Origin of the sequence: Actinomadura hibisca NBRC 15177, assembly GCF_001552635.1 — a bacterium.
In the GTDB taxonomy this organism is placed as follows: domain Bacteria; phylum Actinomycetota; class Actinomycetes; order Streptosporangiales; family Streptosporangiaceae; genus Spirillospora; species Spirillospora hibisca.
Window position 1 is genome coordinate 1 of sequence record NZ_BCRO01000085.1, and the last position, 1,542, is coordinate 1,542.

The 1,542-nt window shown below is 73.0% G+C and carries 1 protein-coding gene; it reads right to left on the reverse strand.

Annotation, left to right across the window (positions count from 1 at the left end; genetic code table 11):
• The coding region (locus tag AH6_RS33075) for a class II 3-deoxy-7-phosphoheptulonate synthase (RefSeq protein ID WP_218005991.1) at positions 1-1,334 on the reverse strand (1,334 nt) is incomplete at its 3' end.
• Positions 1,335-1,542 lie beyond the last annotated feature (208 nt).

Here is a 1,542-nt window from a genome sequence, read left to right on the forward strand (position 1 = left end):
TACAGCTCGGCCACCATGAACGCCAGGTCCAGCGACTGGCCGCGGTTCAGTCGCGGGTCGCAGGCGGTCTCGTAGCGCTGGTGCAGGTCGTCCTCGACGATCTCGTGGCCGCCGCCGACGCACTCGGTCACGTCGTCGCCGGTGAACTCGATGTGGATGCCGCCCGGGTGGGTGCCCAGCGCCCGGTGCACCTCGAAGAACCCGGCGACCTCGTCCAGGACGTCGTCCACCCGGCGGGTCTTGTGCCCGCTGGGCGCCTCGAAGGTGTTGCCGTGCATCGGGTCGCAGATCCAGGCGACCGGCGCGCCGCTCTGCGCCACCTTCTCGATCAACGGCGGCAGCGCGTCGCGGATGCGCCCCGCGCCCATCCGGGTGATGAAGGTCAGCCGGCCCGGCTCGCGGTCGGGGTTCAGCTTGTCGATCAGCGCCAGCGCGTCGTCGGCTGAGCTGGTGGGGCCGAGCTTCACGCCGATGGGGTTGCGGATACGGCTGAGGAAGTCCACGTGCGCGCCGTCGAGCTGGCGCGTCCGCTCGCCGATCCACAGGAAGTGCGCCGACACGTCGTAGGGCAGCCCGCTCAGGTGGTCGACGCGGGTCAGCGCCCGCTCGTACTCCAGCAGCAGCGCCTCGTGGCTGGAGTAGAACTCCACGCCGTGGAACTCGTCGGGGTTGGCCCCGCACGCCTTCATGAACGACAGCGCCCGGTCGATCTCCCCGGCGAGCTGCTCGTAGCGCCGCCCGGCCGGGCTGGAGCCCACGAAGTCCTGGTTCCAGGCGTGCACCTGCCGCAGGTCGGCGTAGCCGCCCTTGGTGAAGGCGCGGCACAGGTTCAGCGTGACCGCCGAGCAGTGGTAGGCCTGCAGCAGCCGGTGCGGGTCGTTGCGGCGCGAACCGGCGGTGAAGTCGAAGCCGTTGACCGCGTCGCCCCGGTAGGCGGGCAGCTCCACGCCGCCGCGCACCTCGGTGGGCTTGGAGCGCGGCTTGGCGAACTGGCCCGCCATCCGGCCGATCTTGACCACCGGCACGCTGGCGGCGTAGGTGAGCACGACCGCCATCTGCAGGAGGGTCTTCAGCTTGTTCTTGACGGCGTCGGCGTTGGAGCCCGCGAAGGTCTCGGCGCAGTCGCCGCCCTGGAGCACGAACGCCTCGCCGCGCGCGACCTCGGCGAGGCGCTCCTTGAGCTGGTCGCACTCGCCGGCGAAGACCAGCGGAGGTTGCTTGGCGAGCTCGCTCGCCACCGCCCGCACTTCGGCGGGGTCGTCCCAATCGGGCTGCTGGAGGGCGGGGAGGTCGCGCCAGGCGTCCAGGTCCCCCGTGACGCTAGATGTACTCACGGTCCCCAAGGCTATGGCACCGCGCGGCCCACGGCACTAGCAGGACGGCGCAGGCGGCGCGGTTCGGGGCCCGGAAGCTCCGGACCGGGCGGCCCGCGGCGGGCCGCCCGGTCCGGGAGCGGGTCGTCAGGCGGCGCGCCGTCCGGCGGGCTCGCCGGCCCCGGCGCCCACCGGCTCACCGGCAGGGGAGGGGGCGCCGGCCAGGGCG